Origin of the sequence: Cupriavidus sp. OTU4054 (genome assembly GCF_038440175.1) — a bacterium.
Taxonomy (GTDB): Bacteria; Pseudomonadota; Gammaproteobacteria; order Burkholderiales; family Burkholderiaceae; genus Cupriavidus; species Cupriavidus pauculus_D.
Genome location: NZ_JASATF010000014.1, coordinates 35,402 through 61,524 on the forward strand (window position 1 = coordinate 35,402; position 26,123 = coordinate 61,524).

25 protein-coding genes are annotated in these 26,123 nt (G+C 67.3%); 11 read left to right on the plus strand and 14 right to left on the minus strand.

Translation table 11 applies throughout. From position 1 onward, the window contains the following. Nucleotides 1-19 precede the first annotated feature (19 nt). Nucleotides 20-1,303 (minus strand): tyrosine-type recombinase/integrase, encoded by a 1,284-nt coding sequence (locus AAHB16_RS17410; protein WP_342051569.1) that lies wholly within the window; start codon nucleotides 1,301-1,303, stop codon nucleotides 20-22. A gap of 53 nt (nucleotides 1,304-1,356) precedes the next feature. On the opposite strand from AAHB16_RS17410, the gene ychF reads away from it, so the two are divergent. Continuing rightward, a complete protein-coding gene (ychF, locus tag AAHB16_RS17415; protein WP_150373607.1) occupies nucleotides 1,357-2,448 on the plus strand; it encodes a redox-regulated ATPase YchF in 1,092 nt (363 codons plus the stop codon). 56 nt (nucleotides 2,449-2,504) lie between these two features. Here the strand turns inward: ychF and AAHB16_RS17420 are convergent, their stop codons facing one another. From AAHB16_RS17420 to AAHB16_RS17430, 3 genes are read right to left on the minus strand one after another with little or no spacing between them, the layout of a single operon-like run. Then, on the minus strand, nucleotides 2,505-3,005 hold the full coding sequence (locus tag AAHB16_RS17420) for a GDYXXLXY domain-containing protein (protein ID WP_150373606.1): 501 nt from the start codon (nucleotides 3,003-3,005) through the stop codon (nucleotides 2,505-2,507). Then, nucleotides 3,002-4,117 carry a DUF4401 domain-containing protein gene (locus AAHB16_RS17425; RefSeq protein ID WP_342051570.1) on the minus strand — a complete coding sequence of 372 codons (1,116 nt, stop codon included), beginning with the start codon at nucleotides 4,115-4,117 and terminating at the stop codon, nucleotides 3,002-3,004. The genes AAHB16_RS17420 and AAHB16_RS17425 overlap by 4 nt, the downstream gene beginning before the upstream one ends. Then, on the minus strand, nucleotides 4,114-5,160 hold the full coding sequence (locus AAHB16_RS17430; RefSeq protein WP_342051571.1) for a DUF2157 domain-containing protein: 1,047 nt from the start codon (nucleotides 5,158-5,160) through the stop codon (nucleotides 4,114-4,116). The genes AAHB16_RS17425 and AAHB16_RS17430 overlap by 4 nt, the downstream gene beginning before the upstream one ends. A gap of 134 nt (nucleotides 5,161-5,294) precedes the next feature. Here AAHB16_RS17430 and AAHB16_RS17435 point away from each other — a divergent pair, with 134 nt between their 5' ends. After that, entirely contained in the window at nucleotides 5,295-6,074 is a 780-nt protein-coding gene (locus tag AAHB16_RS17435; RefSeq protein ID WP_150373603.1) for a 5'-methylthioadenosine/adenosylhomocysteine nucleosidase, read from the plus strand. A 186-nt stretch (nucleotides 6,075-6,260) separates the two neighbouring features. Continuing rightward, on the plus strand, nucleotides 6,261-7,583 hold the full coding sequence (locus tag AAHB16_RS17440) for a phthiocerol/phthiodiolone dimycocerosyl transferase family protein (RefSeq protein WP_342051572.1): 1,323 nt from the start codon (nucleotides 6,261-6,263) through the stop codon (nucleotides 7,581-7,583). Between the two features lie 55 nt (nucleotides 7,584-7,638). Here AAHB16_RS17440 and AAHB16_RS17445 read toward each other — a convergent pair whose 3' ends face one another. After that, nucleotides 7,639-7,899: a GlsB/YeaQ/YmgE family stress response membrane protein gene (locus AAHB16_RS17445; protein WP_342051573.1), complete on the minus strand. Its 261-nt coding sequence runs from the start codon at nucleotides 7,897-7,899 to the stop codon at nucleotides 7,639-7,641. Between the two features lie 164 nt (nucleotides 7,900-8,063). On the opposite strand from AAHB16_RS17445, the gene hemA reads away from it, so the two are divergent. From hemA to AAHB16_RS17475, 6 genes are all read left to right on the plus strand, one after another. Further along, the gene (hemA, locus tag AAHB16_RS17450; RefSeq protein WP_150373600.1) at nucleotides 8,064-9,368 is read left to right on the plus strand and encodes a glutamyl-tRNA reductase; all 1,305 of its coding nucleotides are present in this window, start codon (nucleotides 8,064-8,066) and stop codon (nucleotides 9,366-9,368) included. 155 nt (nucleotides 9,369-9,523) lie between these two features. Further along, complete coding sequence (prfA, locus tag AAHB16_RS17455; RefSeq protein ID WP_150373599.1) at nucleotides 9,524-10,606, plus strand: peptide chain release factor 1; 1,083 nt, start codon at nucleotides 9,524-9,526, stop codon at nucleotides 10,604-10,606. 191 nt (nucleotides 10,607-10,797) lie between these two features. Beyond that, complete coding sequence (locus tag AAHB16_RS17460) at nucleotides 10,798-11,121, plus strand: hypothetical protein (protein ID WP_150373598.1); 324 nt, start codon at nucleotides 10,798-10,800, stop codon at nucleotides 11,119-11,121. Beyond that, nucleotides 11,121-11,975: a peptide chain release factor N(5)-glutamine methyltransferase gene (gene prmC / locus AAHB16_RS17465; RefSeq protein WP_342051574.1), complete on the plus strand. Its 855-nt coding sequence runs from the start codon at nucleotides 11,121-11,123 to the stop codon at nucleotides 11,973-11,975. Before AAHB16_RS17460 ends, prmC begins: the two co-directional genes overlap by 1 nt. A gap of 64 nt (nucleotides 11,976-12,039) precedes the next feature. Beyond that, complete coding sequence (gene grxD / locus AAHB16_RS17470; protein ID WP_150373596.1) at nucleotides 12,040-12,351, plus strand: Grx4 family monothiol glutaredoxin; 312 nt, start codon at nucleotides 12,040-12,042, stop codon at nucleotides 12,349-12,351. Nucleotides 12,352-12,358: 7 nt separating this feature from the next. Then, entirely contained in the window at nucleotides 12,359-12,964 is a 606-nt protein-coding gene (locus AAHB16_RS17475; protein WP_150373595.1) for a UbiX family flavin prenyltransferase, read from the plus strand. A 20-nt stretch (nucleotides 12,965-12,984) separates the two neighbouring features. Here the strand turns inward: AAHB16_RS17475 and AAHB16_RS17480 are convergent, their stop codons facing one another. The 3 genes from AAHB16_RS17480 to AAHB16_RS17490 form a co-directional block, all read right to left on the minus strand. Further along, complete coding sequence (locus AAHB16_RS17480) at nucleotides 12,985-13,212, minus strand: hypothetical protein (protein ID WP_150373594.1); 228 nt, start codon at nucleotides 13,210-13,212, stop codon at nucleotides 12,985-12,987. Nucleotides 13,213-13,325: 113 nt separating this feature from the next. Continuing rightward, entirely contained in the window at nucleotides 13,326-14,864 is a 1,539-nt protein-coding gene (gene amaB / locus AAHB16_RS17485; protein ID WP_150373593.1) for an L-piperidine-6-carboxylate dehydrogenase, read from the minus strand. Then, nucleotides 14,861-16,048, minus strand: coding sequence for a saccharopine dehydrogenase C-terminal domain-containing protein (locus AAHB16_RS17490; protein WP_342051575.1), 1,188 nt, complete (start codon nucleotides 16,046-16,048; stop codon nucleotides 14,861-14,863). Before AAHB16_RS17490 ends, amaB begins: the two co-directional genes overlap by 4 nt. A 118-nt stretch (nucleotides 16,049-16,166) precedes the next feature. On the opposite strand from AAHB16_RS17490, the gene AAHB16_RS17495 reads away from it, so the two are divergent. After that, nucleotides 16,167-16,616, plus strand: coding sequence for an Lrp/AsnC family transcriptional regulator (locus AAHB16_RS17495; RefSeq protein ID WP_150373591.1), 450 nt, complete (start codon nucleotides 16,167-16,169; stop codon nucleotides 16,614-16,616). Nucleotides 16,617-16,632: 16 nt separating this feature from the next. Here the strand turns inward: AAHB16_RS17495 and AAHB16_RS17500 are convergent, their stop codons facing one another. The 3 genes from AAHB16_RS17500 to AAHB16_RS17510 form a co-directional block, all read right to left on the minus strand. Beyond that, nucleotides 16,633-17,382, minus strand: a complete 750-nt coding sequence (locus AAHB16_RS17500) for a hypothetical protein (protein WP_150373590.1) — start codon at nucleotides 17,380-17,382, stop codon at nucleotides 16,633-16,635. Between the two features lie 94 nt (nucleotides 17,383-17,476). Continuing rightward, on the minus strand, nucleotides 17,477-17,746 hold the full coding sequence (locus AAHB16_RS17505) for a hypothetical protein (RefSeq protein WP_150373589.1): 270 nt from the start codon (nucleotides 17,744-17,746) through the stop codon (nucleotides 17,477-17,479). Between the two features lie 189 nt (nucleotides 17,747-17,935). Continuing rightward, nucleotides 17,936-19,366: a chloride channel protein gene (locus AAHB16_RS17510; protein ID WP_342051576.1), complete on the minus strand. Its 1,431-nt coding sequence runs from the start codon at nucleotides 19,364-19,366 to the stop codon at nucleotides 17,936-17,938. Between the two features lie 226 nt (nucleotides 19,367-19,592). Between AAHB16_RS17510 and AAHB16_RS17515 the strand changes: the two genes are divergently transcribed. Next, complete coding sequence (locus AAHB16_RS17515; protein WP_150373587.1) at nucleotides 19,593-20,114, plus strand: winged helix-turn-helix transcriptional regulator; 522 nt, start codon at nucleotides 19,593-19,595, stop codon at nucleotides 20,112-20,114. Nucleotides 20,115-20,116: 2 nt separating this feature from the next. On the opposite strand, the gene AAHB16_RS17520 is transcribed toward AAHB16_RS17515, so the two are convergent. The 3 genes from AAHB16_RS17520 to AAHB16_RS17530 are packed head-to-tail and all read right to left on the minus strand — an operon-like array spanning nucleotide 20,117 to nucleotide 26,016. Further along, nucleotides 20,117-21,601 (minus strand): efflux transporter outer membrane subunit, encoded by a 1,485-nt coding sequence (locus AAHB16_RS17520; RefSeq protein WP_342051577.1) that lies wholly within the window; start codon nucleotides 21,599-21,601, stop codon nucleotides 20,117-20,119. Then, nucleotides 21,598-24,771: an efflux RND transporter permease subunit gene (locus tag AAHB16_RS17525; protein WP_342051578.1), complete on the minus strand. Its 3,174-nt coding sequence runs from the start codon at nucleotides 24,769-24,771 to the stop codon at nucleotides 21,598-21,600. Before AAHB16_RS17525 ends, AAHB16_RS17520 begins: the two co-directional genes overlap by 4 nt. Nucleotides 24,772-24,783: 12 nt before the next feature. Beyond that, entirely contained in the window at nucleotides 24,784-26,016 is a 1,233-nt protein-coding gene (locus AAHB16_RS17530; protein ID WP_342051579.1) for an efflux RND transporter periplasmic adaptor subunit, read from the minus strand. Between the last annotated feature and the right edge of the window lie 107 nt (nucleotides 26,017-26,123).

The window sequence follows — 26,123 nt, forward strand, 5'->3', positions numbered from 1 at the left end:
GGGCTGCAACCAGTGACCATCAGTGGATCAATATCAATGAGTCGTCACCACCGACGATGGTGCCCCGCCGACCAGCCGTTTCCATTATGTGTACCTGAATCCGCGTCAACGGGTTCGCCACGTCCGCTGCGGTCAGTTCAACGTAGTGTCTGTGGAGAACGTCCCCCCGTTTCGGTGCATGCCCGAGAATTCTTCTCAGAACTGCATCACCAATGCTCATCCTCGCCCCGACGCTGGCGATCAGCTTTCGCAGATCGTGAAGCGTGAAATCTGGTGCCCCGGCCCTCTGCGCCATCTCTGTCACATGATCCGCTGAGACACCTTCAAACAGGCGTTGATCCTTTGACAACCCGGTGCAACGCCGCACTAGAACCGGACGGATGGATTCCGTTATCGGCAAGCTATGGGGTCTCCCGCCCTTCGTGTCCGGTATCGATAGGATCAGCTTGTCCAAATCAACATCCTGCCGCCGTATGCCGGTGCCTTCGTTCTTGCGCAACCCTGTCAACAGCATCAGACGCAGGTAGTCCGCCTGCAATGTAGCCAGTGCATCGAGAGCTGCCAACCACTCAGGCAGCCCGGCTTCGTCCAACCTTCTTGCCCTTGGTTGCGGTCTGTCGGGCAGCAATCCCGCAGCCCCAAGTCGAACGAAGGGGTTAGGTATGACCACCTCATGAACAGCGTTGAGAAACCGAAGTATCGACCCGATGATGCCTCGACCCAAGTCCACCAGCGCCGCGCCTTTGGATTGGGCGAACCGGTGGCAGTGGTCTCCGAAGCCCGACTCCTTCATTGCGGACACTGGCCGATCTAACCAATCCAAAAAATGGGTCTTCAGGACTGATTCGTAGCGGGAGAGGCTAGACGCCTTCACCTTTTTTGCCGCCCCATACTCCACCAACGCTTCCCGTAGCGTCGGAAGTCGCAGTCGGACCCGCGCGGCGGAATACTCCCCTGCGCGACAGCGGCGCAGGATCGGCAGCGCCATCTCTCTCGCCTGATCGACGCAAATAAGCGGCCAGCGGCCCAATGTCACCCGTACCTGTTGGCCGCGCACGCTCGTGGCGACGCAAAACGTCTGGGTACGGCTTCCAATGCGGATGCAAAGCCCGCACAAAACCCTGTCGCGCAATACAGTGCCTGTCTTCCCCATGACCTTGCGAATCAAGGGGTCCGATAGAGTTACAATCGCCATTTTCCGTGACAAAACTCGCACAAAATCGGTGAGCAAACGCCCCGAAGTGATGTGTTTGTCTTGTCTCGATGTTGATCCCCGTTTCGCTTTGGCCTGCGTTCGCTGCAAGCCAGCCTGCAAGGGGATGCATCGCGCAACCCTTTGATTCAGAAGACGAAACCATGAGCCTCAAATGCGGCATCGTCGGCCTGCCCAACGTCGGCAAGTCCACGCTGTTCAATGCCCTGACGAAAGCCGGCATCGCCGCCGAAAACTATCCGTTCTGCACCATCGAGCCCAATGTGGGCGTCGTGGAAGTGCCGGATCCGAGGCTCGCGAAGCTGGCCGAGATCGTCAAGCCGGAGCGCGTGCTCCCGGCGACGGTCGAATTCGTCGATATCGCCGGCCTCGTGGCGGGCGCGTCCAAGGGGGAAGGCCTGGGTAACCAGTTCCTCGCCAATATCCGCGAAACCGACGCCATCACGCACGTCGTGCGCTGCTTCGAGGACGAGAACGTGATTCACGTAGCGGGCCGCGTCGATCCGCTGTCCGATATCGAGGTCATCAACACCGAACTCGCGCTGGCCGACCTGGCCACGGTCGAGAAGGCGCTCGCGCGCTACGTCAAGCCGGCCCGCGCCGGCGACAAGGAAGCGATCCGCCTGGTGGCCGTGCTCGAGAAGGCCCAGGCCGTGCTCGACCAGGCCAAGGCCGTCCGCACGCTGGACCTCGCCCCGGAAGAGTGGGAAGCGCTGCGTCCGTTCTGCCTGATCACCGCCAAGCCGACGATGTACGTGGCCAACGTGCGCGAAGACGGCTTCGAGAACAACCCCCACCTCGACGCCGTGCGCGAGTACGCGAAGACCACGGGCTCCCCGGTAGTGGCCGTGTGCGCCGCCATCGAAGCCGAGATCGCCGACCTCGACGATGCCGACAAGGCCGAATTCCTGGCCGACCTCGGCATGGAAGAGCCGGGCCTCGACCGCGTGATCCGCGCCGGCTTCAAGCTGCTGGGCCTGCAGACCTATTTCACCGCCGGTGTGAAGGAAGTCCGCGCCTGGACCATCCACGTGGGCGACACGGCACCGAAGGCGGCCGGCGTGATCCACACCGACTTCGAACGCGGCTTTATCCGCGCGCAGACGATTGCCTACGACGATTACATCGCGTTCAAGGGCGAACAAGGCGCGAAGGAAAACGGCAAGATGCGCGCAGAAGGCAAGGAATACGTGGTGCACGACGGCGACGTGATGAACTTCCTGTTCAACGTCTGACGTCGTAGCGTCATGAAAAAGCCCGGCAGCTGCCGGGCTTTTTTTTGGCCTCGGCGCTAAAGCGCCGAGAGCCCCTCCCCTCGCATCCCCACCAGCAGCGCATGCCCGTTCCTGTCCACGCGGAATTCGCCGTACTGGGCGCGTTCGTAGCGTTTGGCCTGCCCTTCTTCGAAGAACCACGCGTTCGTTGAGACCTGCACGCCGTTGCCGCCCCAGCGGGTGGGGACGTTCTGCACGCGCAGCAGTTGTTCGCCGTCGGCCAGCGGGGTGCCGTCGTGCAGGCGCACGAACTGGCCGATATGGTTCGCGTCGCGGCGGATGACTACCGTCACGTCGCGGCGGTCGGTCTTGTGCTGGGCGCCCTGCGCGGCGGCGATCTCGATGCCGGCCGTGAAGTTGAGGGCCATATAGTCGCCCTGCATCAGCGAGCGCGGGTCTACCGGGGCCAGCCGCAGGTAGAGGACCTCGCCGTCGCGGAGGACGCGTTCGTTGGCGGCGATGCCGACGGTGGCCACGGCAAGGGTCAGTAGCCACGCCACGACGATCCAGCGTTTCATGATGCGCTCCTCGCGCGCGCCAGCGCGACACGCGCGGCCAGCAGCAGTACGCCGGCCGCGGCCAGCGTGATCGACTTGGCCAGCAGCGTCCATTGCAGCGTGCTGTAGTACCAGACAAAGCCGAGCAGGATCGTGGCGATCGCCAAACCGAGCCACGGCAGCGACCCGCGGCGCAGGGCCAGCGCGAGGCCGAGCAGGCCCGCCGTGACGGCCGGCGCAAACAGCATAAGCCCGCTGAACACGAGCGCCACGCCGAGCACGCCGGCGTGCGTGCGCGCGGGCACGGCCAGCCGCTGGCATTCGGTGGCCGCAAAGGCGATCAGGATCAGGCCGAGCAGCGCGCCGCATGCCCAGGCGCCCGGCACTGGCCATGGGTTGCCAGTGCCGAACAGCAGCGCGGCGGGGTTGGCCGCGCCGGTCACGAACAGCGCGGCGCCGAGCCCGAAGATCAGCGTCGCATCGACGGCGGGCATCCACATGCCATGCCGGCCCGACGTGGCGAGCTTCGATTCCTTGCAGACAAACAACATGACGATGGCCATGGCCGCTGCACCGGGTACGCCCACGGTCACCGGCAGCATCATCAGCCGCTGGCCGATCAGGTGGCCGCCGAGCAGCGACAGCCCCACGGTCAGCGCGGACCATGTGGCCAGCGCGGCGAGGAAGCGATGGAGCCGGTTCGGCACGACGGCAAACAACGCCGCCTCGATCGCGGCGACGATCAGCCAGAACGCGCTGTCGCGGATCGCGATGCCGCTGCCCATGACGAGGCCCAGCCCCGCAAGCATCATTCCCTGCCCGCTCAGGCTCAGCGCGAGCGCGAACTGCCCGGCGGCGATGCCGGTCTGGGCGCGAGACGAGCGATAGAAGACGGTGGCGAGCGCCACCATGACCAGCCCGAGCACGAACATCGCCGCGCCGTTGTTGCGCGTGAAGGCGAAGACAAAGCCGAAGACGAACAGCTGGCAGAAGATCGCGCCGAGCCAGCCCGCGGCGCCCATCAGCAGACGGATGGGCCACGGCGTGCGGATCGTTGGCGTGTATTCGCCTTGCACGGCCCCGCGCGCGGCGAGATCGGACCAGAGCGCGCGCTCGATGCGGTCGGCGCTCATGCGGCCCCCTCCACCACGGCGTCGGCGCCCGCGACATGGCTGCGCCATGCGCGCATCAGCCAGCTGCCCGCGAAGGCAGCCAGTCCCACCACGATCAGCGTCAGCAGCAGGAAGCCGCCGATATCGTTCGTCACCGCCATCAGCCAGCGCCCCACTGCCGTCACGATCACGCCGATCGCCGTCAGGCACGCGAAGCTGAGGACGACGATATCGAAGTCGCTCCAGCGGAACCAGCCGATCAATGCCGCCAGCGCGGCGCCCGCGAGCAGCAGGTTCATCAACGGTTCAAGTTCATCGAGGCGCGTGCCGATCAGCGCGAGCAGGCCGATCCATCCGGCATAGCCGCAAATCAGCAGCCCCAGCAGCCGCGGCCCCGTCATGCCCCGAAACCCAAAGCCCGCCGCGCGCGCGGCCAGCAGATACCAGAGCGCGAGTTGCGCCACCGCGGCGGCCAGCAGGATGCGCATGGTGCCGCCCGCGCGATCGGCCGAGAACAGCAGCTCGAGCATGCCGCCCACGCCGAGGTTGACGCTGCAATACCGCAGCAGCGCCACGTTGCCGACGACGAGCACGATCCACCAGTGCGGCGCGGCGCGCGCGGCCAGCGCCCACGGCACCGCGAGCGCCGCCCACCATGCGAACAGTTGCCACGCATCGGCGCCGGTCTGGTAGGTCTGGCCGATGACGGCCATCAGCACACCGGACAGGATCTGCGCGGCGCCGAGCGCGGCGCGGCCTGGCAGATCGCCGGCGGGCCGAAACATCGCAAACCCCGCCAGCGCGGTGAGCGCGGCCGTGAGCAGGCCGAACCGCGCGAACTTGTGGAGCGCGGCCCAGTTGAACGCGAAGAACACGACGACCCCCGCGCAAATCAGCGCGGCGCCCAGAATCAGCAGCGCGCGGTCGAGCCAGTCATGCCAGTCGGCGCGTGTGGGCAGGGACGTGCGCCAGACCGTCTCCAGGTCCTGCGGGGCGAGCCGGCCTTGCGCGCGCCAGTCTGCCAGTGCCTGCTGTAGGTTGCGACGATGCGAGAAGGTTTCCAACCGGCAATCTCCGTTGTCCTGACATGTGTCGGCATGGCCGCAATGTAGCAGGCCGTGCGGATAGGTCAAAATCGGTATCCGCGAAGCATCGGTACGGTTATGCTTCGCGCCAGATCCCCCGCCTTCACGCCGCCATGACTCTTGGAATTCTCGCCGCCATCCACGACGAAGTCGATGCCCTGATCGCCGCCATGCGGCACGAGGACGCCCGCGCCACCGTGCATACGATCGGCATGCGCGACTATCACGTCGGCCATCTGCACGGCCATCCGGTCGTGCTCGTGCTCGCGCGCATGGGCAAGGTGGCGGCCGCCGCGACGACGGTCACACTGATCCGCGAGTTCAAGGTGGACGAGATCGTCTTTACGGGCCTCGCCGGCGGTGTCGGTACGGATACGCGCGTGGGCGATGTCGTCGTGGCCGACCGCACGATCCAGCACGACCTCGACGCGCGCCCGTTCTTCGCGCGCCACGAAGTCCCGCTGCTGGACCGCGCCGAGTTCCCGGCCGACGCCGCGCTGACCGCGCAGCTGTGCCGTGCCGTGGAAGACTTTCTGCGCGAAGACCTGCCCACCGCCGTGCCGCAGGAAGTGCGCGCGCGCTTCGGCGTCAGCGAGCCGCGCCTGCACGTGGGCATGATCGCGAGCGGCGACCAGTTCATCAACGCGCCGGCGGCCGTGGGCGAGTTGCGCTCGCGCCTGCCCGCGCTGCAGGCCGTGGAGATGGAAGGCGCCGCGCTGGCACAGGTGTGCCACGAGTTCGGCGTGCCCTACGCGGTCATGCGCACGGTCTCGGACCGCGCCGACGACAGCGCGCATATCGACTTCCCGGCATTCCTCAAGGACGTGGCGAGCCACTATTCGGCCGGTGCGCTCGAGCGCTTTCTGCGCGCGCGGCAGCCGGCGCGGAATTAAACGCTCGCGCGAGATCCGCACGCCTTTCTCAAGCGCCGGAGAGAATTCGTTGCCTGCCCGCGACGACGGGCACGGCTCCGCCGGCATCCGCGTCGGTGATTCGGACAAGACCATGGCTTCGTGAACAGCGGCGACGCCGGGCAATGGCACGCTGGGCGCCGTCTACCACGATGGATATTGCAGGCCATGCCCCGTCCGCTTGGAACCCACGAGCACTGCTACTGGCTGCTGGGCCGCAGTACGAACAACCACATCGTCTATGCCGCGGAGATCGACGGCATCGCGTCGCCGCAGGCGTGGCGCGCCGCGTTCGACGCGTTGCAGCACCGTCATCCGCTGCTTCGGGTACGCATTCCCGCCATGCCGGACGGCTTTCCGTACGCCTTTCCATATTTCGATTCGGTCGAGGATCGGCCCATTCCCGTCCATGTCACCGATGACGTGCCATGGCACGAAGACGGCATCGACGCCGAGTGGCTCGATCGCGAAATCGCGCGGGAACTGATCGAACCGGTCGACCATGACCGGGCGCCGCTGATGCGCGCGATCGTCGCGAGCGACGGCACGCGTTCGCTGCTGATCGTCGCCGGCAGCCACGCGATCTTCGACGGCATCGGCCTGGCCGGCTGCATCCGCGACGTGCTGCGCGCGCTCGCTGGCCAGACGCTCGCGCCGCTGCCCGTTCCGCCTTCGCTCAACCAGTTGCTCGGCGTCGCCGTGGGCCGCCCGCCGACCCACCCACCGGCCCACCCGCCCGTGCGGCCCCCAGCGCGCGCCATCTCGCCCGAAGTCCCTGCGCCGCCTCACGCCGCCACACCGGTCGTCCATCGCCTGCGGCTGTCGCGCACGCTTACCGGGGTGCTGCGCATCCGCGCGCGCGCGGCCCATGCAACGGTGCACGGCGCGCTGTGCGCGGCGATGCTGCTGACCGGCCGGGCGTATATGCGCGCGTGGCAGGACGCGGCGGTCAAGGTGGTCTCGCCGATCGACCTGCGGCGCCAGTTCGGGACCGACGAGGATTGCGCGGTGTACGTGACGGTGGGCCGCGCGCTCGTCGATGCCCAAGCGCGGCACGGGTTCTGGGACATGGCCCGCCATATCCTGCACATGACGGACGTGCCCGGCACGCGCGCCTCGGTCAGGCTGGAGACACGCGATCTGCGGGGCCAGCTCGCCGATGGACTCGACGCGGCGGGCGCCCTCCAGGCACGCCGCATCGCACATTCAGGCGCACATTCAAACGCACATTCGCGCGACCTGATCGTGTCGAATCTGGGTCCGCTGCGGTTTGGCGCGCGTATCGGCCCCTACCGGATGACGGCGCTATGGGGCCCGTTCGTGCAGACCGGGGACATTGGCGACCATATGCTCGGCGCCGCGACCGTCGATGGCAGCCTGCATCTGTCGCTGACTTCGGCCACGCCGGAGGCGGCGGGCTGGCTGGAAGCGGTCAAGGCGACGCTGGAGGCGGCGCTGCAGGCCTGTCCGCCACCGATCAGCGTGCCGTAGGGCCCGTTAGCGCGCATTAACGCGCCTTAACGCGCCTTAACGCGCCTTACGCGCATTACCGCGCGCGCCTGGTGACCGTGCGCGGGCGAACGAGCCCCCACAGCGCCACCACCAGCGCCGCGCCGAGGATCGCGGCCCCCCACCCCATCAGTTGCCCGTCGGTAAAGAGATGGAGCGCGCGGCCGCCATAGAACGCCAGCAGCGCGCCGGCGGCGCCCAGTACGGGCGCGGCGATCAGGCTGACCACCCGGCCCGCCGGATGTGTCATCCGGGCCACGAATCCCACCAGTGCGCCCACCACCAACATGCCAAACATCGCGCCTCCCGCGTCCAACTGTGTCTAAAACGCCACAACATGTGCCGTGCCCATACGATACTGCATATATCGCGGATTGCAGCTGAGCCCTGCAAGACTTGCGCCGGGGCGTATAATGACCAGCGCTCCGGCCACGTCCCGGCAAGCACGACTTTCCCCCACAAATGCAACTGCTCGCGATCGGCATCAATCACACGACGGCACCTGTCTCGCTCAGAGAACGGGTGGCGTTTCCGCTCGAGCAGATCAAACCCGCCCTCGGGGCGCTGCGCACGCATCTCGCGGGCCGCAGCGGTACCGAAGCCGCCATCCTTTCCACCTGCAACCGCACGGAAATCTACTGCGCCACGGACGTCCTGAAGCCCGGCGCGGAAGGTTTCGAGCACACGCTGCGCTGGCTGGCCCAGCATCACAACGTGCCCGCGGGCGACCTGGCGCCGCATCTGTACGCGCTGCCGCAGTCGGAAGCCGTGCGCCATGCGTTCCGCGTGGCCAGCGGCCTGGATTCGATGGTGCTCGGCGAGACGCAGATCCTTGGCCAGCTCAAGGATGCGGTGCGGACGGCGGGGGAAGCCGGCGCGCTCGGCACGTACCTGAATCAGCTATTCCAGCGCACGTTCGCGGTGGCCAAGGAAGTCCGAGGCCAGACCGAGATCGGCGCGCATTCGGTATCGATGGCCGCCGCGGCGGTCCGTCTTGCCCAGCGGATTTTCGAATCGGTGTCCACGCAGCGCGTGCTGTTCATCGGCGCGGGCGAGATGATCGAATTGTGCGCGACGCACTTTGCCGCGCAGATGCCGCGCCAGATCGTTGTGGCCAACCGTACCGTCGAACGCGGCGAGAAGCTGGCCGAACAACTGGCCGAGCAGGGCCTGACGACGCAGGCGATTCGCCTCTCGGAACTCGGCGACCGCCTCCATGAATTCGATATCGTCGTGTCCTGCACGGCGAGCTCGCTGCCGATCATCGGCCTTGGCGCCGTGGAACGCGCGGTCAAGCGACGCAAGCATCGCCCGATCATGATGGTCGATCTGGCCGTGCCGCGCGACGTGGAACCCGAAGTCGCGCGCCTGAACGACGTGTTCCTGTACACCGTCGACGACCTCGGCGCGATCGTTCGCGAAGGCAATGCCATGCGGCAGGCCGCCGTGGCGCAGGCCGAGGCGATCATCGAGACGCGCGTGCAGAACTTCATGCACTGGCTGGAGACACGCAGCGTCGTGCCGGTGATTCGCGAGATCCAGGCCCAGGGCGAATCGATGCGCCAGGCCGAACTCGAACGCGCGCGCAAGATGCTCGCGCGCGGCGACGATCCCGAGGCCGTGCTCGAGGCGCTTTCCGGTGCGCTCACGCGCAAGTTCCTGCACGGCCCGACGCACGCGCTCAACCACACCCAGGGCGATGACCGCGAAGCGCTGCTGCGCCTCGTACCCGGTCTGTTCCGCCACAGCAGCCACTCCGAGCGGTAGCCCCGCTGCTCCCATCGGCGCCGCATGCCGGCCGCCCTCGCCCCAGCGAGCCCAAGCCAGTCGCGCCCGCCAGACTTTGACGGCAACGCCCCCAGAACATATCCGCTTCGCCTCGCCACGCCGCGACGCTACCGCGATTCCGATAGGCCCCGCCCATGAAACCCAGCATGCTCAACAAGCTCGACCAACTGGCCGAGCGGCTCGACGAAGTCAACGCACTGCTCGCGCGCGAGGATGCCACCGCCAATATCGACCAGTACCGCAAGCTCTCGCGCGAGCATGCGGAGCTGTCGCCGGTGGCCGAGCAATACGGGCAGTACCGGCAGGCGCAGGACGATCTGGCGACGGCGCAGGCGCTGCTGTCCGACCCCGAGATGAAGGACTTCGCGGCCGACGAGATCGGCGCCGCGCGAGACCGGCTGGAGGCGCTCGAGAAGAGCCTGCAGACGCTGCTGCTGCCGAAGGATCCCAACGACGACCGCAACCTGCTGCTGGAAATCCGCGCGGGTACCGGCGGCGAGGAAAGCGCGCTGTTCGCGGCCGACCTCCTGCGCATGTACACGCGCTTTGCCGAACGCCAGCGCTGGCAGGTCGAAGTGATGAGCGAGTCGCCCTCGGATCTCGGCGGCTACAAGGAAGTCATCGTCCGCATCGCGGGCGCGGCCGCGTTCTCGCGGCTCAAGTTCGAGTCCGGCGGCCATCGCGTCCAGCGCGTGCCGGCGACGGAAGCGCAGGGCCGCATCCATACGTCGGCGTGCACGGTCGCCGTGATGCCGGAAGCCGACGAGGTGGGCGAGGTCGAGATCAATCCGTCCGACCTGCGCGTGGACACGTTCCGCGCCTCGGGCGCGGGCGGCCAGCACATCAACAAGACCGATTCCGCGGTGCGCCTGACCCACCTGCCGACCGGCATCGTCGTCGAGTGCCAGGACGACCGTAGCCAGCATCGCAACAAGGAAAAGGCGATGAAGGTCCTGGCCGCGCGGATCAAGGACATGCAACTGCGCGCCGCGCAGGCCAAGGAAGCGAACACGCGCCGCAACCTGATCGGCTCCGGCGATCGCAGCGACCGCATCCGCACGTACAACTTTCCGCAGGGCCGCGTGACGGACCATCGGATCAACCTCACGCTCTACAAGATCGACATGATCATGGACGGCGACATGGAGGAACTGATCGCGGCCCTCTCGGCCGAGCATCAGGCCGACCAATTGGCCGCCCTGGGCGACGACGCGTAATCTTTGTATCTCTTGTAAATGCTTGAAACAGCACTGGTTGCGTAAAACGCGGTGTCTATAATCGTTTTCGACCGGGCCGCCTCCTCGTCACATATTCTGAATGGTCAGATACCGGACGATCGGAGACATGGTGAGGCGTACGCATGGCCCGGCAGATGTCGACTCCGAAAATCAGACACAAGGATGAAATCATGAAGAAACTGCTCGCGCTGCTGATGATCACGACCGCCCTCGCCGCCTGCGGAAAGAAGGACGAAGCCGCCAACACGAGCGCGGACACGGCCATGCAGAACGCTGCCGAGTCCGCAAAGGCCGCGGCCAGCGATGCGGCGGCTGCCGCCGCCAACGCCGCCGACGCCGCGAAGGCCGCTGCCAGCGGCGTCGCATCGGACGTTTCCGCCGCGGCCGAGAAGGCCAAGGTCGACGCGGGTTCCGCGATGGCCAACGCCAAGGATGCCGCGCGCGACGCGGTGAACACCACCGCCGACAAGGCGAAGGACGCCGTCAACAAGTAATGACCGCATGCCCGCCGACCTTGCGAGACGCGCAGACGCTGGCCGCCATGGCCGGCCTGCCGACGCTCGAGGCGCGCATGCTGTTGACGCACGTGACGGGGCTGTCGCGCACGCAGTTGATCACGCGCGACAGTGACCACCTGACCGCCGCCCAGCACGAGGCACTGACCACGCTGCTGGCGCGGCGGCTCGCCGGCGAGCCGATGGCCTATCTGCTCGGCGAGCGCGAATTCTACGGGCGGACGTTCCACGTCACCCCCGATGTCCTCATTCCCCGCCCCGATACCGAAATTGCCGTGGAAGCCGTGCTTGCGCGGCTGGAGCCGCTGGAATCGCCGCGTGTGCTCGACCTGGGCACTGGTTCGGGCGCGCTGGCCGTGACCATCGCCTGCGAACGGCCCGATGCCGAGGTCTGGGCGACCGATATTTCCGAAGGCGCGCTCGCGGTGGCGCAGCGGAACGCGCAGGCGCTGGGCGCCACGAACATGCATTTCCGGATTTCGGACTGGTACGCCGCGCTGCCGGACGGCACCGACCCGGCACTGCGATTCGACCTGATCGTCAGCAATCCGCCCTATATCGCGGCGGGCGACCCGCACCTTGCCGAGGGCGACCTGCGCTTCGAACCCATCGACGCGCTGACCGACCATGGCGACGGCCTGTCCGACCTCGCGGCCATCGTCGCGGGCGCGGCCGCGCGGCTGGCGCCAGGCGGCTGGCTGCTGATGGAGCATGGTTACGACCAGGCCGCGGCCACGCGCGCGCTGCTCGAACGGGCCGGATTTGCCGAGGTGTTCAGCGCACGCGACCTCGGTGGCCACGAGCGCTGCACGGGCGGCAGGCTCGCCGCCTGAAGTAAAGCCGCGATTCCGGTAAAATCCGCTTCATCGCAGTTTGACAATTCCTCCGGGCAAAATCATGAGTGACGTACAGCAACAGATCGACCAGATCGTAAAGGGCAGCCCCGTCGTGCTGTTCATGAAGGGCACCGCGCAATTTCCGATGTGCGGTTTCTCCGGCCGCGCCATCCAGATCCTGAAGGCCTGCGGCGTCGATGCCCCGACCACGGTCAACGTGCTCGAGGACGATGGCATCCGCCAGGGCATCAAGACCTACTCGAACTGGCCCACCATCCCGCAGCTCTACGTGAACGGCGAGTTCATCGGCGGCTCGGACATCATGATGGAGATGTACCAGAACGGCGAAATGCAGACCCTGCTCAAGGGTTGATGCGCGCATGCCCGTGCCGCAACGACTGATCGTCGCCATCACGGGCGCCACCGGCGCCATCTACGGCGTCCGGCTGCTACAGGTTCTGAAGGATGTGGCGGATGTGGAAACGCATCTGCTGATCTCGCCCGCGGGCGTCATGAACCTGCAGCACGAACTCGAGATCGGCCGCGCGGAAGTGGAAGCGCTGGCCGACGTCGTTCACAACGTGCGCGACATTGGCGCGACCATCGCGAGCGGTTCGTTCCGCGCGCATGCCATGGTCGTGGCCCCCTGCTCGATGCGCACGCTCGCTGCCGTGGCGCATGGCCTGTCCGACAACCTGATCACGCGCGCTGCCGATGTCACGCTCAAGGAGCGGCGCAAGCTCGTGCTGATGGTTCGGGAAACCCCGCTCAATCTCGCGCACCTGCGCAATATGACCGCGGTCACGGAAATGGGAGGCATCGTCTTCCCGCCGGTGCCGGGCTTCTACCAGAAGCCGCGCACGCTCGACGAGATGGTCGACCACACGGTGGGCCGCGTGCTCGACCTCGTCGATCTGCATCACGTCGGCGAGACGCTCGCGCCGGGCTGGGGCGGCCTCAACCCGGCGACGTCCGGCGACGCCTGAGCGCTGCGCGACAGCCGCGCTTACCAGCCGCGGTAGTAACGGCGCCCGTAGTAGCCATGACCATAGCCGCCGTAGTAATACGGCCGCGGTGCCACCACGACCGCCGCCGGCGGGCCGTAGTAGACCGGTGCCGGTGCCACGGCCACCGCGGGTTGCACGACCGGGCCACCGGGCGTGGGATAGACCGCGCATCCCGTCATCAGCAGCGCGGCGCCAGTCACAGCCAATCCAGTCAGTATCGCTTTCATGTTTTCGTCCTTGGGGGCAGGCGGGCTTGTTGTGATGCCCTCGCCTTCAAGAACGTTATACGGCCGCGTTTGGTAATACAGGGTCAAGGCGCTGTAACCCTTGTTACCGTTCGCTACATATCGAAGCGGATGCCCTGGGCAAGCGGCAGCGCATCGCCGTAGTTGATCGTATTGGTGGCGCGCCGCATGTAGGCCTTCCAGGAATCGGAGCCGGACTCGCGCCCGCCGCCCGTCGCCTTCTCTCCGCCGAACGCGCCGCCGATCTCGGCGCCGCTCGTACCGATATTGACGTTGGCGATGCCGCAGTCGCTGCCGGCCGACGACAGGAAATACTCCGCCTCTCGCATCGACTCGGTAAAGATGCATGACGACAAGCCATGCGCCGATGCATTGTTCAGCGCGATGGCCTCATCGAGCGACGTGTATGGCATCACATAGAGAATCGGCGCGAAAGTTTCGGTCAGCATCGTGTCGTGCTGCGTGTCCGTGAGCACGAGCGCGGGGCGGACATAGCAGGCGTGGGGCAGCCGATCGCCCAGCAGCCGTTCGCCACCATGCACGACGTTGCCCTGCGCGCGGCAGCTTGCGAGCGCGTTGGCCATGGCGTCGCCGGCCGCGGCATCGATCAGCGGTCCGACCAGGGTGCCGTCCTGCAGCGGATCGCCCACGGGCAGCCGCGCATAGACCTGGCGCAGCCGATCGACGACGGTCTCGACGAGGTCCACATGCACGAACGCGCGACGCAGCGTGGTGCAGCGCTGCCCCGCGGTGCCCGCCGCCGCGAACGTCATGCCGCGAATCGCCAGCTCGAGGTCGGCCGACGGCGCGACGATGGCCGCGTTGTTGCCGCCGAGTTCGAGAATCGTCCGCTTGAACAGGCCCGCGCAGACCGTGCCGACCTCACGCCCCATGCGCGTGGAACCGGTCGCGCTGATCAGCCGCACCGCGGGATGCTGCACGAGGTGATGCCCCACCGCGCGGCCCCCGGGCAGCACCGTGGCAATGCCCGTGTACTGCGGAGCCTCGGCCGCGATCACGCGATCGAGCAGGCCCTGCGCGGCCAGCGCGCAGAGCGGCGTCTTCTCCGACGGTTTCCACACGACGCCGTTGCCGCAGACGAGCGCCAGCGCGGCATTCCACGCCCACACGGCCACCGGAAAGTTGAACGCGGAAATCACGCCGCAAAGCCCGTACGGATGCCACGTCTCGCGCATCGCATGGCGCGGCCGTTCGGAAGCGATGGTCAGACCATGCAGCTGCCGCGACAGCCCCACGGCGAAGTCGCAGATATCGATCATCTCCTGCACCTCGCCCAGGCCCTCCTGCAGGATCTTGCCGGACTCGAGCGAGACCAGCCGGCCCAGCGGCGCCTTGTACTGCCGCAGCGTCTCGCCGAAACGGCGCACGAGCTCGCCGCGCGCGGGCGCCGGCGCAAGCGCCCAGGTGCTCAGCGCCTCGTGCGCGCGCGCGATGCGTCCGTCGGCTTCCGCCACGTCGCACTCGCGGAGATGGCCGAACACTTCGCCGTCGATCGGCGAGCGCAGCGGCAGCATGCCCGCGCGCCGGCCCGTTGCGGAGTCGTCCGTAGTCGCCTCCCATGCCGGTGGCAGCCCCATGGCCTGCCAGCAGGCCGCAAAGTCTTGTGCTTTCATGCGATGGTTTCCCGCAGTGGATGGTGTGCGTAATGCTGGCCGAATCGGTTCGCGAGGAAGCGATCCAGCGGCATTGCCTCCTGCCGCACGAAGCCCGATTGCGGCAGTTCGCCCGCGACCACGAGATCGAGCGCCGTGCAGATGCCCGCCGCCGTGGTCAGCTGGATGGCGTTGACGTGGCCGTGCGGCGTATCCATGCCGCCGATCCGCGCCGAGAACGAGGCTTGCGTCAGCGGGCCCTTCGCCGATCCCCCGCCACCACCGCCCCCCCGATAGCCCGTGGCGCTCGCGAACACGATCACGACGTCCTGCTCCGTCACCGGAATCGCGCGTTCGAAGATCTCTCGCAGCCAGTCGCGCTGCTCGCGCAGACGCAGGTCGTTGAGCAGCAGTTTCATCTGGGCGCAGTGTCCGGGATAGCGGATGGACTTGTAATCGACGTGGCGCGCGCGGCCGGCCAGCGTTTCGGGCAGCGTGCCGAGTCCTCCCGAGGTATTAAACGCCTCGTATTCGATGCCGTCTACCGCAAAGCTCTCGAGCCCCTCGAGCGCGGGAAGTTCCACGCGGCGCCCATCGACGATCGCCTCGCAAGGATTGCAATACTCGTTGATCAGCCCTTCTGTGCTCCAGGTGAGGTTGTACTTGAGCGCGTTGTCGGGATAGCGCGGGAGCGCGCCCACGCGCATGCGGAGGTCGAGCAGTTCTCCGCCATCGAGGAACCGCCGCGCGAGGTCGTGGCCGACCACGCCGATAAAGCCGGGAGCCAGGCCGCACTGCGGCATCAGCACCGCGCGCGCGCCTTCGGCGAGCGCGCCGATCGCATGCGTGGCCGCCACGTCCTCGGTCAGATCGAAGTAATGCACGCCGAGCCGCGCGGCCACGGTGGCGACGCCGATGGCGGCGTGGAACGGCAGCGCGTTGAGTACCGCGCCGGCGCCGGCGAGCAGCGCCGCGCAGGTGGCGGGGTCGGTCGGATCGGCGGTGCGCACGGCGATACCGTCGGGGATAGCGTCGGGGATAGCGCCGGCGATAGTGTCAGTGACGCCGCCCAGCCGGCGGGCATCGCGATCGACGAGGGTCACGCGATAGTCGCCGGTGTCGTGCAGCATCGTCGCGATCGTGCGGCCGATATTGCCGGCGCCGAGCACAACCACGGGGAAGGGACGAGAGATCGAGGTAGGCATGGCGGCTCCGTGTGCGTTGTCGTTACCTCCAGTATGGCGAGGGCCGCCGACGAAATGTAGAGACAAGATTGACGAATGCCCGGCATAATCCGCCGAATCGACGAACCTTTCTGACGCTATGACTGAACTCGATCCCATCGATCGTCATCTGCTGTCGCTGCTGCAGGGCAACGCGCGCGAGTCCGCCGCGAACCTGGCGCGCGCGCTCGGCATTGCGCGCACGACCGTGGTGGCCCGCATCGCGCGGCTGGAGAAGACGGGAGTGATCGCCGGCTATGGGGTCCGGCTGGGACGGCAGATGGAGGACAGCGCGATTCTCGCGTTCTGCGGGCTGTCGGTGCAGCCGAAGGCCGCGCCGACCGTGGTCCGCGCGCTGCAGCGGCTACCCGAAGTGGAGGAACTGAACTCGGTCAGCGGGCCCGTCGACTACATGGCCGTGATTCGCTGCGATACGCATGCGCGGCTCGACAAGCTGCTGGACGAGATCGGCATGCTCGATGGGGTCAATCACACGACCACGTCGATCGTGCTCGCCCGGAAGATCGATCGGCGGCGCGCGGCGGACTAGCGCGACCGCCACGCCATCACCATTTACCCGGATCGACGGGCTTCACGGGCGCCTTCTTGTCCGCGGACTTGTCGGCAGCCTTCTCGGCGGGCTTGTCCGCCGCCTTCCCACCCTTGGCCGCGGGGCCCGACGCCGGTGCCAGCGACTTCGCCACCTCCGCATCGCGATTGGCCATCAAGGCCCGCGCGCGCGGCAGCAGCAGTTCGATCGTTCCCTCGGACGGATCGTCCGGAATCGCATAGAACTCGACCGTCAGCGGTTTGCGCATCCAGCCCGCGTGCGTCGCCTTGACGGTCTTGCCGGCCTTGTCGCGCAGGTCTTCCTGCTCCTGACGGAACGGCTTGCCGTAGCGCGCGCTCAGGCTCTGCATCGCGGCATCCTGCGAGCGGATGCCATCGGTCGGGATGATCACGCCGACGAGCGCGTTGCCATCGACGAAGCCGAGCAGATGCGGACCATCCATGAACACGGGGCGCTTGTCGCGCGGCACGCCGATCTGGCGCATCGTGCCGTCGCCGCGCAATTCCACGCACAGCGCGGTCACGTCGCGGCCATTGGGCGTGCGGTGATCGGCGCAATCGGGCATCTCCGGCAGCGGGCTGCCGATCTCGAGCGTGGACAACATGGACGTGAGCGCGTCCCCCTGGCCCGGGGCCTGCGCCATGGCGTCCGCGGGGGTGCCGGCCGCGAATGCTGGCGATGAAACAAGCGAGCCAAACGTGGCGAACAGGCCGGCGGCCGCGACCGCGGCAACTGAGAATTTCAAAACGGAACTCCTGGAAATAGCTCGGGTTGGAGTTTGCCTGATGCCAGACGTTCCGTGCCCCGATGTCGGAGTTCGTTACGAATCTCCGTTGTGGCTAACGCAGCATATGCATGACCGCATTCGCGAGCATGCCGCCCACCGCGAGCAGCACGGCCCACAACAGCAGGCGCGGCAGGCGGCTTGGCGGTAACTGGCGCGGCGGTGTGCGGCGCGCGAGCGGCACACGCATGCGCGTGTTGCTCTGCAAGCCTCGCGTATGCCACATGCTGTCGGCACCGAGGTCGATCTCGCTGGGCCGGTTCGCACCGGGTTGCTGCGGTTTCTGCTGGGACTGTCCCCTGCCAACAGGTCGTTGCGTGGCCATCTTGCGCTCCCCCGAGTGCATCGAAAGGCATGCCGGCGCGTGGAGTGTGCCGCCGGAACACACGCGCGTCCCGGATCTGCCGCCACGGGTACGTGCGCGGCACATGGTAGGGCAAAGCGTTACGGAAATCCATGCGTGACCGCACGATTCGAGCGGGCCCTCGGCCGCGCGCACATATGCCCTGAGCGCTCACTCTGCCGACGATGGCCGCCGGGTCACGTTGACCGCTTCGCGACGGAATGCGTGGCCCATGTGGTGATAGAACGGATGCGGGCAGAACTGCCGCGCGAGGAACGATGCCAGCAGCGACGACGCGAGCAGGAACACCGTGAGGTCCTGCGTGCGCGTCATCTCCATCACGATCACGCTCGCGGTGATCGGTGCCTGCGTGGCGGCCGCGAGGAACGCGGCCATCGAGATCAGCGCGAGCATGCGCGGCTCCGGCATAAAGCCGAGGATGTGCGCGACGTTGTCGCCGATGCCCGCGCCGATGGCCAGCGCCGGCGTGAAGATCCCGCCCGGAACGCCCGCGAAGTACGACAGCACGGTCGCGAAGAACTTGCCGACGCCGAACCACGGCGAGCGCTCGCCATGGCCGTTGATCAGCGCCGACGCCTGTTCATAGCCCGTGCCGAACGTCGCGCCCGCCGTGCCGAAGCCGATCGCGGCGACGATCAGGCCGCAGCCGAACGCCACCCAGATCGGATGCGCCTGCGGCCACTGGCGCCAGCGCGCCGGCAGCAGCCCCGGCACGCCGCCGATCAGCAGCTTGGCGAACAGGCCGCCGAGCACGCCGTTGACCACCGCGCAGAGCAGCACGGGCCCCCATGCGTCGTGGAGCGCGAGAATCGGCACCTTGATGCTGAAGTACGGATTGTTGCCGAGCAGCGAGAGCGTGAGGAAGCCCGCGGTCAGCACGCCCGACAGCACGACGCGGTCCCAGCGCATCGCGGCACCGCGCCCGAGCTCTTCGATCGCGAACACCACGCCGGCCAGCGGCGTATTGAAGGCCGAGGCCAGCCCGCCCGCCGCGCCCGCGGCGATCAGCGCATTCGGATGGAAACCGGTGCGGAAGCGCAGCTTCTGCTCGCACCATCGGCCCCACGACAGCATGGCCGCGGCACCGACCTGCACCGACGGTCCCTCGCGTCCGACGGACGCGCCCGCCAGCAGCGCGGCGGCGGTCAGTACTACCTTCCACATCGCCTGCCGGAACGACACGAGCACGCGCTGCGCGGCGCTGTCGGGCGGCAGCGAGATCGCGGCCAGCACCTGCGGAATGCCGCTGCCCCGCGCCTGCGCCGCATAGCGGATAGTCAGCCAGCGCAGCGCGGCCAGGCCGAACGGCAGCATCACGAATGCGAGCCACGGCGTGGCGGCGGTCAGATGGGCGTTCCAGCGCAGCGCGGTTTCGGCGATCCATGCGAAGACCAGCGAGAACAGCGCGACGCCGGCCGCGCCGCACATGAACACGGCGTAGCGCATCGTCGTGCGCGAGATGCGGCCGGCCTGACGGGACTTGCGCGCGATCGCATGCCGGGCGCGATGACGGATACCGCGCGACGCGGCGTCCTCGCCGGTTGCGGGTTCGGAGGAGGAGGGATCGGTGGGGTCGGTCATGACGCAGCGGCAGCAACGATCGCGCGACGGCTGGCAGCCCGCGCGTGGGGACGATAAGACCCTGCCACTATACGCGCGCATGCCGTGCTCCCGACAAAATCCGTGCGGAGCCGCGCGCATCGGTCGATTGTTCGCGCGATCATGCCCCCATGCAAAAACGAGGGTTTCATACTTTCATGATGCAAGCTATGATGATACAGACTTGTACCATCAAAGTGACGATGTCATGGCATCCACAGATTTCTCGGCCATGCCCTGCCCGATTGCCCGCGCGCTGAGCGTGCTGGGCGAACGCTGGGCCATGCTGATCATGCGCGAGGCGTTCTACGGCAGCACGCGCTTCGACGAGTTCGAACGCCGGCTCGGCATCGCGCCGAACATTCTCAGCAACCGCCTCAAGGCACTCGTCGAACATGGCCTGCTCGAGAAAACGCATACGCCCGGCGGCGGCGCGCGGCATGTCTACACGCTGACCGAATCGGGCCGCGAGTTCTTCCCGGTGTTCGTCTCGCTGAAGGGATGGGCCGATCGCTGGCGCGCGACCGAGCATGGGCCGCTGACGATCCTGAAGGACGGACGCGACGGCGCGGAGATCAGGCCGCCGCGACTGCTGCGCGATGACGGCACCGAGATCACCATCGGCGACGTGGAGATCGTGCCGGGTCCCGGCGCGCAGGCGTTTCGCTCGGAGCTCGAGCGGTTCAACGCGATGCTGCCTGTCGCGGCCATGGCCGACGACGAGGCATGAGATCAGCGTGACGACTGCCGGTCGGCCGGCGGCGGCAATTGCCGCGCATCGCCGATCATCCCCGCATCACGCACCTCGCCCGGCACCGCGGGCCATCCGCCGCCGAGCGACTTGTACAGTGCGGCCACGCCCGTCAGCACATCGACCTGCCCCTGCACCGCCGCCAGCTGTACCGAATACAGTTTCTCCCGCGCGTCGGTGACCTCCAGATAGCTGGTGTAGCCGCCCTCGTAACGGGCATTGGCCTGATCGGCATAGATCACGAGCGCCTGCTCCTGCCGCCGCAGGCTCGCGAGCCGGACACGCGATTCCATATTGGCCGCGAGCGCATTGTTCACATCCGCCAGCGCATTGAGCACGCTCGCCTGATACGCAAGCATGGCCTGATCGCGCACGGATCCCGCGCTCTGCACCTGCCCGCGAATCGCGCCGCCCTGGAAGATCGGCTGCGTGATGCCCGCCCCCACGCCCCATACGCGCGACGCGCTATGCCACAGCGCCCCGGGCGTGGCGGCAATCGCGCCGAACATGGCCGACAGATCGACGGTCGGCAGATAGAGCGCCTCCGCCGCGCCGAGCCGCGCATTCGCGGCCACGGCGGCCTGCTCGGCCTGCAACACATCGGGACGGCGCGACAGCAGCATCGCGGGCATGTCGGGGCCGACAGCGGGCGCCTGCAGCGCATCGAACGGCTTGCCGCGTTCGATCGGTCCGGGCTCGCGGCCCAGCAGCACCGACAGCGCATTTTCGGTCTGCGCGATCGATGTGCGGATCGGCGGTATCGAGGACTCCGCCGCGTAGTAGTCGTTCTCCGCCTGTACCAGTTCCACCTGCGACACCACGCCGCCTTCGAAGCGCTGCCGGAAGATATCCACCGCCTTCGCGCGGACGTCGAGCGTCTGCCTGGCGATCTCGAGCTGCGCGTCGAATCCTCGCAGCGTCGCATAGCCCTGCACCACCGAGGCCGCGAGCGCGAGCACGGTGCCGCGCCGCGTGTACTCGGCATTCCAGAGATCGGCTTCCGCGCCCTCTGCCTGCCGGCGAATGCGGCCCCAGACATCGAGTTCCCAGCTGGCATTGGCCACGAGCTGGTAGCTGTTGCGCGGCCCGCTGAACGCCTCGAGCGGCGTGCCGATCAGCGTGTTGAACGTGCCGCTGCGCTGCCGCGCGGCCGATGCCGTTGCGCCGATCTGCGGGAAGAACGCCGACCGCGCGATCATCAGTTGCCCGCGGAACTCGTCGATGCGCGCCGTGGCGATGCGCACGTCGTAGCTATTGCGCAGCGCGGTCTCCACGAGCGCGGTCAGCACGGGATCGTCGAACGTGTTCCACCACGCGCTGTCCGCCTCGATGGTCAGCGCGCCCGTATCGAGCCGGTAGTACGGGGGCGACGCGACCTCCGGACGCTGGTAGTCGGGGCCGATCGCGCAGCCGGCGGCAAAAGCCCCGAGCGCCGCGGTCGCGAGCGCGAGCCGCCGCGCGATCATGGCGCCTCTCCGGCCGGCGGCGCCCCGGGTGTGCTATTGGCAGCCGGCGCCGCCTTGCCGCCGCGCGCGCGCCATTTGTCCACACCCGTGCCGATCAGCCACGAAAACAGCGGCACGAACAGCAGCGCGAGCGTGGTCGCCGCGAGCATGCCGCCGATGATGCCGGTGCCGATGGAATGCCGCGAGTTCGCGCCCGCGCCCGCCGCGATAAACAGCGGCACCGCGCCAAGAATGAACGCGAGGGACGTCATGACGATCGGCCGCAGCCGCAGCTTGGCCGCTTCCACGGCCGCATCCGCATGCGACATGCCCTCCTTCTGCTTGAGCACCGCGAACTCGACGATCAGGATGGCGTTCTTGGCCGCGAGCCCGATCAGCGTCACCATGCCGATCTGGAAGTACACGTCGTTGGACAGCCCGCGCAACAGGATCGCCAGCAGCGCCCCGAAAATGCCGAACGGCACCGCGCTCAGGATCGATATGGGCAGCGACCACGACTCGTACTGCGCGGCGAGGATCAGGAACACCATCACGATGCCGAACACGAACACGATCGTCGTCGTATTGCCGGACTTCTTCTGCTCGAACGCCTCGCCGCTCCAAGCGAAGCTGTAGCTTGCGGGCAGCGACTCGCGCGCGACGGCCTCCATCGCGGCCAGGGCCTGCCCCGAGCTGTAGCCCGCCGCCGCATCGCCGGTGATCTTTGCCGCCGGGAAGTTGTTGAAGCGCGAGAGCAGATCGGGCCCGCTCGCGTAACGCGTCTTCAGCAGCCCGGTGACGGGCACCATCTTGCCGCTCTGCTGCCGCACATAGAGGAACTGCAGATCGTCGGGGTTCGCGCGGTATTGCGGTTCGGCTTGCAGGATCACCTGCCACACGCGGCTGTACTGCGAGAACTGGCTCACATACAGCGAACCGAACTGCGTCTGCAGCGTGCCGTAGACATCGGCGATCGGCACGCCCATCGTCTCGGCCTTCTCCTTGTCCACCTCTACGCGCATCTGCCGAGACGCGGCCTGAATCGTGCTCGTCAATCGCCCAAGCTCCGGATGCGCCGCCGCGGCCTTGATGAAATTGCGCGTCACACCTTCGAGTTCGGCCGCATTGCCCGTGCCGCGATTCTGGATCCAGAACTCGAAGCCGCCCTGCGACCCCAGGCCAGGTATCGACGGCGGATTGACCGGAATGATGATGGCCTCCGGAATCGCGCGCAGCTTGCCGATCAGCGAGACGATGACCGCGCGCACGGACAGATCGCGCGTGCCCCGCTGCTTGAAACTCTTGAGGCCGACGAACACGGTGCCCGCATTGGTCTTGTACTGGCTGTCGATAAAGCTGTAGCCCGACAGCGCCGACGCATCTTCCACCGCCGGATGCTCGCGGAACATCGCCGCCACCTGCTGGGTGACCTTGTCGGTGCGGTCGAGACTGGCCGAGTCCGGCATCATCACCGCGACCAGCAGATAGCCCTGATCTTCGGGCGGCACGAATGCCGTGGGAATGCGCGCGAACAGTTGCCATACGGCGAGCAGCATGATGGCGAACATCAGCAATGCGAGCACCGCGCGCCGCATAAAGCCGCGCACCCAGTTGCCGTAGTGGTGCACGAGCCGGTCGAACTTGTCGTTGAACCAGACGAAGCCGCGCCATGGCGTGTGGTGGCCGGGCTTGAGGATCATGGCCGCGAGCGCCGGCGACAGCGTCAGCGCGCAGAAGCCCGAGATGACGACCGAGACGACGATCGTCAGCGCGAACTGCCGGTACAACTGCCCCGTGGTGCCCGAGACGAACGCCACGGGAATAAACACGGCCGACAGCACGAGCACGATGGCGATGACCGGGCCCGTCACCTCCTCCATCGCGCGTAGCGTGGCCTCGCGCGGCGACAGATGGAACTCGGCCATATTGCGCTCGACGTTCTCCACCACGACGATGGCATCGTCGACGACGATCCCGATGGCGAGCACCAGCGCGAACAGCGTCAGCAGGTTGATCGAGAACCCGAGCGCCAGCAGCCCCGCGAAGGTGCCGATGATCGACACGAACACGGCGAGCACGGGGATCACCGTTGCCCGCACGTTCTGCAGGAAGATGAACACCACGAGTACGACCAGCACCACGGCTTCCGCCAGCGTGTGCACCACCTCCTCGATGGACGCGCTCACGAACTCGGTGGTATCGAGCGACACCTTGTACGCGATGCCCGGCGGGAACGTCTTCGACATATCGTCGAGCGCGCGGCGCACGTCCTTCGCCACCTGAATCGCGTTGGAGCCCGGCTGCTGGTAGACCGCGATGATCGTCGCGGGCTTGCCGTTCAGCGACGAGCGCAGCGTGTAGAGCTGCTGGCCCACCTCCGCGCGGCCGACGTCGCGCAGCCGCACGATGGCGGCCCCCTCGTTGTCCGCGCGCAGGATGATGTTGTCGAACTGCTCGGGCGAGGTCAGCCGCCCCGGCGTGACGAGCGGAAACGACAACTCCACGGGCCGCGCGTTCGGCGCCTGCCCCACGCTACCCGCGCCGAACTGCTCGTTCTGGCTCTGCACCGCGCGCTGCACGTCCTGCGCGGTGATATTGAGCGCGGCCATGCGATCGGGCTTGAGCCAGATGCGCATGGCAAGGTCGGCCGAGCCCATGATCTGCGCCTGGTTCGCGCCGTTGATGCGCTTGATGGCATCGAGCACGTACAGGTTCGCATAGTTGTTGATGTACTGCTGGTCGAAGCGACCGTCGGGCGAGTGCACGGCAATCAGCAGCAGAAAGCTCGACGAGCGCTTCTGCACGTTGATGCCGGTCTTCTGCACGGTGTCCGGCAGCTGCGGCAGCGCGAGGTTCACGCGGTTCTGCACCTGCACCTGCGCGGTATCGGGATCGGTGCCGATATCGAAGAACACGTTCAGCGTCATCGAGCCCGTGGGCGACGATGTCGACTGCATGTAGATCATGTTGTCGGCGCCATTGACCTGCGTCTCGATGGGCGCGGCGACGGTCTGGGCCACGGTATCGGAGTCCGCGCCCGCGTAGGTCGCGGTAACGGTGACCTGGGGCGGCGTGATATCGGGATACTGTGCGATGGGCAGCGCGAACATCGCGACGCCGCCACCGATGACGATGACCAGCGACAGCACGATCGCGAAGATCGGACGCCGGACGCAGAAGGCGGAGATCATGGCGGTCCGGGCTCAGCGAGATGGCGTGGGTTGCGCGGCCGACGCTGGTGCCGCCGATGCCGGGGCCACGGCGCCGGAGGCCGCACCGACGGGCGCGCTTCCCGCGCCCACCGCCGCCAGCGGCGCCTCGCCGGTGACCTGCACCGGCGCACCGGCCGTGAGCTTGCCCGCCCCATCGACCACGACGGTCTCCCCCGCGTCGAGCCCCTGCGCAATGCGCCACATCGGTCCCGACAACTCGCCGACCGTCACCGGCCGTGGCTGAGCCTTGCCCTCCTTGTCGACGATAAACACGAGGTCGCCCTTCGGCCCATGCATGACCGCCCGCTGCGGCACGACGATGGCATTGGGCCGCGAGGCCCCGCCGACCAGCACGCGCACGAACTGCCCGGGCTGCAGTTCGTTGTTCGGATTGGGCATCTCCGCGCGCACGAGGAACGTGCCCGTCTGCTGGTTGTAGGTGGCATCGGCAAACGTGATGCGGCCTTTGTGCGGATACTCGGTGCCATCGGCCAGCACGATCGACACCGCGTAGTGCCGGTCCGGCGGCACCACCAGTTGCCTGTTCTGCCGTTGCGCGCGGAACTCCAGTGTCTGCGGCTCGGAGATACTGAAATTGATCCGCATCGGCGTCAGCGTGGAGACCGTCGTCAGCAGGCTGTTGGTCGGACTCACGTAGGCGCCGACCGGCAGCACGCCGAAGCTCGACACGCCATCGACGGGCGAGCGCACGTACGTATAGGAGAGATTGAGCTTCTGCGTCTCGACCTCGGCCGTGGCCTGCTCCACGCCCGCCGCGGCGGAATGAAACTGCCCCGTGGCATCGTCGAGATCCTTCTGCGACAGCGCGTTGCGCTCCGCGAGCGGCTTTACGCGCGCGAGGTTCGAGCGCGCGACGTCGAGCCGTGCCTTCTGCTGCGACAGCTGGGCCTGCGCGGCATCGAGCTGGGTCTGAAACGGCTTGTGGTCGATCTCGAACAGGACCTGGTTCTCCCTGACCATCGCGCCTTCCACGTAGTTGCGCTTGATCAGGAAGCCGGACACGCGCGCGCGCACATCCACGGCCTGGTCGCTCTGCGTCTGGCCGACGAACTCGAAGGTCACGGGAAGATCCTGCGCGCGTGTCTGAAACACCTGTACGGGGACGGCCTGCGCGGCGGCCGGAGGCGGTTCCTGCTTGCCGCAGGCGGTCATCCACAACGCCATGCAGCCGAGCAGCGCGCTGGCGCGCCTGGGCCCAATCATCGGCGTCGATCGGACTCGCCCCATCGTTGCCCGCTGCGTCATCTGGCCGCTCCCTCGTTTGCCGGCGCGGCATCCGGTCATCGCCGGCCCTGCCCACGCCACTGTCC